The sequence below is a fragment of the Chitinophaga sp. genome (assembly GCF_035564935.1).
GTDB lineage: Bacteria > Bacteroidota > Bacteroidia > Chitinophagales > Chitinophagaceae > Chitinophaga.
Map to the genome: position 1 here is coordinate 1 of NZ_DATMTE010000659.1, position 6468 is coordinate 6468.

General features: G+C 48.4%; 8 protein-coding genes. All 8 read left to right on the plus strand.

Features of this window, described 5'->3' with window-relative positions:
- Positions 1-371 (plus strand): hypothetical protein (locus VN105_RS16975; RefSeq protein ID WP_325642719.1); only part of this gene is annotated, 371 nt, incomplete at its 5' end.
- A 126-nt stretch (positions 372-497) separates the two neighbouring features.
- The gene (pxpB, locus tag VN105_RS16980; RefSeq protein WP_325642720.1) at positions 498-1208 is read left to right on the plus strand and encodes a 5-oxoprolinase subunit PxpB; all 711 of its coding nucleotides are present in this window, start codon (positions 498-500) and stop codon (positions 1206-1208) included.
- Positions 1209-1229: 21 nt separating this feature from the next.
- Entirely contained in the window at positions 1230-2225 is a 996-nt protein-coding gene (locus VN105_RS16985) for a biotin-dependent carboxyltransferase family protein (RefSeq protein ID WP_325642721.1), read from the plus strand.
- Between the two features lie 11 nt (positions 2226-2236).
- Positions 2237-2977 carry a 5-oxoprolinase subunit PxpA gene (locus tag VN105_RS16990; RefSeq protein ID WP_325642722.1) on the plus strand — a complete coding sequence of 247 codons (741 nt, stop codon included), beginning with the start codon at positions 2237-2239 and terminating at the stop codon, positions 2975-2977.
- Positions 2974-4149, plus strand: coding sequence for an NRAMP family divalent metal transporter (locus VN105_RS16995; protein ID WP_325642723.1), 1176 nt, complete (start codon positions 2974-2976; stop codon positions 4147-4149). The genes VN105_RS16990 and VN105_RS16995 overlap by 4 nt, the downstream gene beginning before the upstream one ends.
- Positions 4150-4309: 160 nt before the next feature.
- Positions 4310-4726: a DoxX family protein gene (locus tag VN105_RS17000; protein WP_325642724.1), complete on the plus strand. Its 417-nt coding sequence runs from the start codon at positions 4310-4312 to the stop codon at positions 4724-4726.
- A gap of 154 nt (positions 4727-4880) precedes the next feature.
- On the plus strand, positions 4881-5477 hold the full coding sequence (locus VN105_RS17005; protein ID WP_325642725.1) for an RNA polymerase sigma-70 factor: 597 nt from the start codon (positions 4881-4883) through the stop codon (positions 5475-5477).
- A gap of 83 nt (positions 5478-5560) precedes the next feature.
- Positions 5561-6468 (plus strand): FecR family protein (locus VN105_RS17010; protein ID WP_325642726.1); only part of this gene is annotated, 908 nt, incomplete at its 3' end.

Genomic DNA, 6468 nt, shown 5'->3' on the forward strand with positions numbered 1-6468 from the left:
CTATGATCATCTGTTTTCAGATGTATGATAAGAATATTTTTGGAAACATCATGCTGGTGATGATCCAATCTGTATTTTTATTGCCTGCCTTTTTTGTTTATTACAAACAGAAACGATTAAAGCGATCGAATCACCGGTGGATAGTTGAGGGGATTATAACAGAAGTAATAAAATCAAGAGAAAGATTCACCAGGGGAGGCAGCTATACCACTATTGTATGGTGTCGCATCGGCACTGAACTTGTTTGCAGTTACGGGGATCTTCAAACCCCATCAAAGCAATTCTCCGTTGGTCAGAAGGTAAAGGCAATTTATCTGTGCGATCAGGATATCAGGATATTCCGTTTGATAGAGATAGCTGAGGTCCCGTAACCGGAAAGACGCCATATGCCGGCATCTTTTATCATAACGGCAATCTGGTACGGATAGCCATGGAAAGCTAGCCGGAAAATCCCGCCGATATGCAATATGTTTTAAAGTTATTATCTTCATAAACATATGCACAGCAACTACCGTATATCTCCATTGGGCGACCGTGCCGTTATCATTGAATGGGAACAGCAGATCGGTGAAGAAATCCATCGCGGGGTAATGCAGGCATTCCACGGGTTGCACAACCTGCGGAAGCCGTATATCCTTGATCTCATCCCGGCATATGCCTCTTTAACTGTTATATATGATGCGGTATTGTTGTACCGGGAACGGCATGGTTACACAGGCGAAACGATCAGTGACCTGATCACCGCAACGCTGAACAACGCATCTGCCATCACTTCCGGACCATCCCGCCTGTTGCAGATACCGGTATGTTATCATCCCTCTCTTGCGCCAGACATCCATGTTATGGCCGAACGGAAAAACATCCCGCCGGAGCATATCATCGAATTGCATACGGCTCAAACCTATACGGTGTACATGCTGGGCTTCCTGCCCGGCTTTCCCTATATGGGCAAGGTGCCTGACCTGCTGGTAACGCCCCGCTTAAAGCAGCCCCGTATAAGAGTGCCGGCGGGAAGTGTGGGTATTGCCGGGGCACAAACAGGGATATACCCGCAGGAGTCACCAGGAGGCTGGAATATCATTGGCCGTACGCCCCTTCAGTTGTTTAACTCTGCTGCGGAAAATCCCTGTTATTGCGAACCTGGCGACCAGGTAAAGTTTATGCCGGTATCGCTGAACGATTACCGGGAGATGACGCATACCATTTGATACTTTTAACAACACGAAACATTGATACAGGTAGTACAACAAGGGTTGATGGATACCATCCAGGATGCCGGGCGATATGGTTACCAACACCTGGGTATTAATCCCGGTGGCGCTATGGATCGTATTGCACTTGCAGTGGCCAACAGCCTGGTGGGGAATGATATTTATGAAGCGGCTATTGAATTGCATTTCCCGGCATCAGCTTTCCTCTTTGAAGCAGATGCCATGATTGCCTTGTCCGGCGCTGATTTTGGCGCGGTCGTCAACGGCAGGCCATTGGATATCAACAGGCCGGTGCTGGTGAGTAAACAAACCGTACTGCGTTTTAACAGGCCGGTTTCCGGGGCGCGGTGCTACCTGGCCGTACGGGGTGGCTTTGCATTGCAGCCCTGGCTGGGAAGCTACAGCACCCACCTGAAGGCTGGCGCCGGCGGTTGGGATGGCCGTTCACTGAAAAAAAATGACCGCCTGCATTTCCGCGCGGGCAATATTCCCACTTCATGGCTCCGGGGCAAAGAAGCGGTAGCATTACCCTGGATAGCCGGTGTAAGCCACCTGTACACGGCAAAAGATGTGATACATACGCTACCGGGCAGCCAGTGGAACCTTTTACAGGAAGATGCCCGTCAGCAATTTACCAGTGCTGCATTCAGGTTAACAGAGCAAAGCGACCGGATGGGTTTCCGGCTGAATGGCCCGCAGCTGGCCATCCAGCCAGGGGAAGAACAACTATCTGCCGGTATCACAAGAGGCACTGTACAGCTGTTGCCCGCCGGGCAACTTATTATACTTATGGCAGATCATCAAACAACCGGCGGATACGCCAGGCTGGCGCATGTGATCACCGCGGATATGCCCGCCCTTGCACAACGCATGCCGCAGCAGGAGCTGCATTTCAGTATGACCAACGAAAAAGCTGCCCGGGCAATGTTATGGAAACAGGAACAAGACTTGCTCCTTCTTCAAAATGCCTGTAAATTACGATTGGAAGAATGGCTGCAACAGCAGCCTGTTTAACAAGTATCATTATGCATGCTATAGATCTTAACTGCGATATGGGAGAGGGGCTGGACAACGATGCCGTTATTATGCCGTTTATCAGCAGCGCTAATATTGCCTGTGGCTATCATGCCGGCAATCATGATACGATGCTGCGTACGGCCACGCTGGCCCTTGAAAATAAAGTAGCCATTGGCGCCCATCCCGGGTTTGCCGATAAAGAGCATTTCGGCAGAACAGAGCAACAGCTTTCCGACCAGGCGTTATACGAGCTTATTACCACACAACTATATGCCATGCAACTGGTTTGCAAATCGCTGGGCGCTACTATGAGGCATGTGAAACCCCATGGCGCGTTGTATAACATGGCCGCCAGGTCACCAACCATGGCACGGGTGATTGTTAAAGCGGTAAAGGATACGGATCCCCGGCTTTGTTTTTTCGGGCTCAGTAACAGCTGGCTGATTACAGCCGCCCGGGAAGCAGGATTAAAAACAGCCAGCGAAGTATTTGCCGACAGAACCTACCAGGACGACGGATCACTTACTCCCCGTTCACATCCGGGCGCACTTATTGAAAAAGAGGAGGCGGCCATCGCACAGGTGCTGCAGATGGTGACTACGCAAAAGGTAACTACCGTTAACGGGCATACAGTTCCTATGACGGCGGAAACCATCTGCATACATGGCGACGGCGCACATGCGGCAGCATTTGCGCGCACTATTAATACCGCATTACGTGATCACCAATTAACCATACAACGGCCTTGAGCAAACAAAGATCTTCCGTACTGCTGGGCGCCGCCTTTTTGATGGCTACATCTGCCATAGGCCCCGGTTTCCTCACACAAACAACTGTATTTACGCAGCAGCTGGCAGCGTCTTTCGGATTTGTAATATTGATATCTGTATTGCTGGATATCGGCGCCCAGCTGAATATCTGGCGCGTGCTCACCGTTTCGGGTTACCGCGCGCAGGACCTGGCGAACGCGCTGTTGCCGGGCCTGGGCTATGTACTGGCCGCTTTGGTACTTACAGGCGGCCTGGCATTTAATATTGCCAATATAGGCGGCTGCGGGCTGGGACTACAGGTACTCACCGGCATGGACACTGTTTACGGCGCATTGCTGAGTTGCGGTATCTCGTTGTTTATTTTCTGGATGAAGGAAGCCGGCAATGTGCTGGACCACTTTACACGCTGGCTGGGCATCCTGATGGTGCTGCTCACCATGTATGTGGCTGTTAGTTCCCATCCCCCCGTGGTGGAAGCCATGCAGCAAAGTGTATGGCCTGCAGTGATTGATACAAAGGCCATTGTTACGCTTGTAGGCGGAACTGTGGGAGGGTACATCAGTTTTGCAGGCGCGCACCGGTTGCTGGACGCAGGTATCAGCGGCACATCACAGATACCGTTCGTTAACCGCAGTGCGGTGAGCGGTATCGTTATTACGGCAGTTATGCGCGTGCTGCTGTTCCTGGCCGCCCTGGGCATTATTACGCAGGGTGCGGTACTGGATGGCGGCAATCCGCCTGCATCTGTATTCCGGATAGCGGCAGGTGAAATTGGCTACCGTTTTTTCGGCATCGTGATGTGGAGCGCTGCCATTACTTCGGTTGTAGGCGCAGCTTATACCTCGGTTTCTTTCCTGAAAACATTTCATCCTTTTATTGCTGCTAATGAGCGTTGGCTGATCAGTATTTTTATAGTCTTCTCCACTGTCGTTTTTATATGGGCAGGTAACCCGGTACAGCTGTTGCTGATGGCAGGCGCGCTTAATGGCCTCATACTGCCGGTTGCGCTGGCAGTTGTATTGGTGGCGGCCAACAGTGCCCGCTTGCTGCAGCATTACCGGCATCCTGTATGGATGCAGCTGGCAGGATGGCTGGTGGTGCTTATTATGGGATATCTTGGCGGGATCACTATTGTGAATTGGATAAAGTGATCCATCTCCGGCAAATTCATTTACCTGTAATCCGGGCATTTTTTTATACCCTGTATTGCCTGATCAGCGCTTCCATTTGTCCGTTTTACCTCAAAAGACCTGGACGTTTCCCTGTTTCCGCAACAGTTTTGTGTCATCATTAACATTAAACCTCTAAGTCATGACACAGAAAACAGTCACAACAATTTATTGGATGGGCGCCATACTCACTTCTATATGGTTTGGAGCAAGCGGCTTTTTTGAGATCACCGGGAACCCGGTAGTGTGGGGCATCACACAGCAACTGGGATACCCTGCGCATTTTATTTATATACTTGGTGTTTTCAAATTATCCGGCGTTGCCGTGCTTTTAACACCCGGTAAACTGCTCCGGCTGAAAGAATGGGTATTTGCAGGGATCTTTTTCGATATCATTTTTGCCTTTGGCTCAAAACTCGCCGTACTTGGTTTACCGGCAACACTGGATGCAGTGATTGCTTTTATAATGGTGAGTGTAACCTACGCGATGTTCCGCAAAATGTATCCCGGTTTGAACGGGGAATTTTCACAGCGCCCGGGTTATGCCGGAGAGCTGTAAAATTTAAGAAGATGTATCAAAAGTAATTTTTACCGGTTTTTATCTGAAATTTCGCTAATGCGATCCGCCAGCCGCTCAAATTGCTTTTGATACGTCCTCTTCCTCCAATACATGATCCCGGTGAAAATTTATCGGTAAAGTATTAACTTTACGTATGCAAAACAGAGAATTGGGGGATGATAAATCACTATTATTAAAAATAGCAGGTGGTGATCAGCAAGCATTTCGCCTAATTTTTGATGCCTATAGCAACCGGGTGTTTACATATGCCTTCAGGTACCTGAAATCAAAAGAGCTTTCTGAAGAAATAGTACAGGAAGTTTTTCTGAAGATCTGGGTAAAAAAAGAAGGCCTGCCTGAAATAGGTAATTTCGGGGGATTTATCAGGACGGTGACCAATAACCTTACCATTGATGCGCTGAGAAAACGGGCGCTGGATTATAAAACTGCCAACGATACCCACCACAAATGGTCTGACCTCGACAATGCCACCGAGGAAGACATTTTGCTTAAAGACTCCCGGGCTTATATGGCGATGGCCATAGATCAGTTGCCTAAGCAGCAGAAACTCGTTTACCAGATGTGCTACATCGATGGATTAAAGCAAAAAGAGGTGGCCAAACAACTCAACATCTCCCCATTAACAGTAAAGGTACATCTGAGAGAAGCCATAAAAGCGCTAAAGGCACATCTTAAAAATGGCAGCTCATTGCCATTGATCTCGCTGGTACTTCTCGGGATCTATAAATAATTCTTTCTCCCGCTACTCCTTTTTCAATTCCCGTTCGTCAGATATTATAAAGCGTTTTGAACAACCGTTCATATAAGAATTTTATGAAAAACGAACGAATCGGATTTTTAATTAAAAAATATGCAGACAACAACATTACGGCTGTTGAAGAGGCGGAGCTGATGCAATTCCTGCGGGATGAGAAAAGTGACCTGGAGGAGATAAAGGTATTGATGAATGAAACCTGGGACGACGGTGCAACGTTAATGACATTGGATAATACCGCTGCCAACCGGATCTTTGAACAGATCGTAAAACCGCCAAAAAGGACCCGCCTGCTGTTGCTCCGGCCATGGATGGGATGGGCGGCTGCATCTGTGCTGCTTTGCGTTGGTACCCTGCTGTTTTATTCAAAATTCCCCGGTGCTCCGCATAACACAGATCATTTGCCCGTAGTGAATGCCATTGCCAGGTTGGAACATAAAAAAATCATATTACCGGATGGTAGTACGGTGATACTGAACAACAACAGCACACTGGAATACCCGGAAAAATTCACCGGCGGCACCAGAACGGTGAAGCTGAATGGCGAGGGGTATTTTGAGATCCTGCACAACCCGGCCAGCCCTTTTATTGTACAATCAGGAAAACTAAGAACCACCGTATTAGGAACCGCATTTAATATAAAATCCCTGAACGGCAACAACGAGATCATTGTAACGGTTACCACAGGGAAGGTAAGTGTGGCCGACGAACATAAGGTATTGGGCATTCTTGCTCCCAATGAACAAATGGTTTTTCATACCGGTGATAAAAAGCCAGACCTGGTAAAGGTGCAGGCAGAAGAAATTGTGGAATGGCAGAAAAATGACCTGTTTTTTGAAAACATTACGATGGAACAGGCGGCTGCTATTCTTTCTCAGAAGTTCAATGTTAAGATTACCTTTTTAAACAACCAGGGAAAAAATTGCCGCTTTACGGCCACCTTCTTAAAAGGAGAAAGTCTGGATGA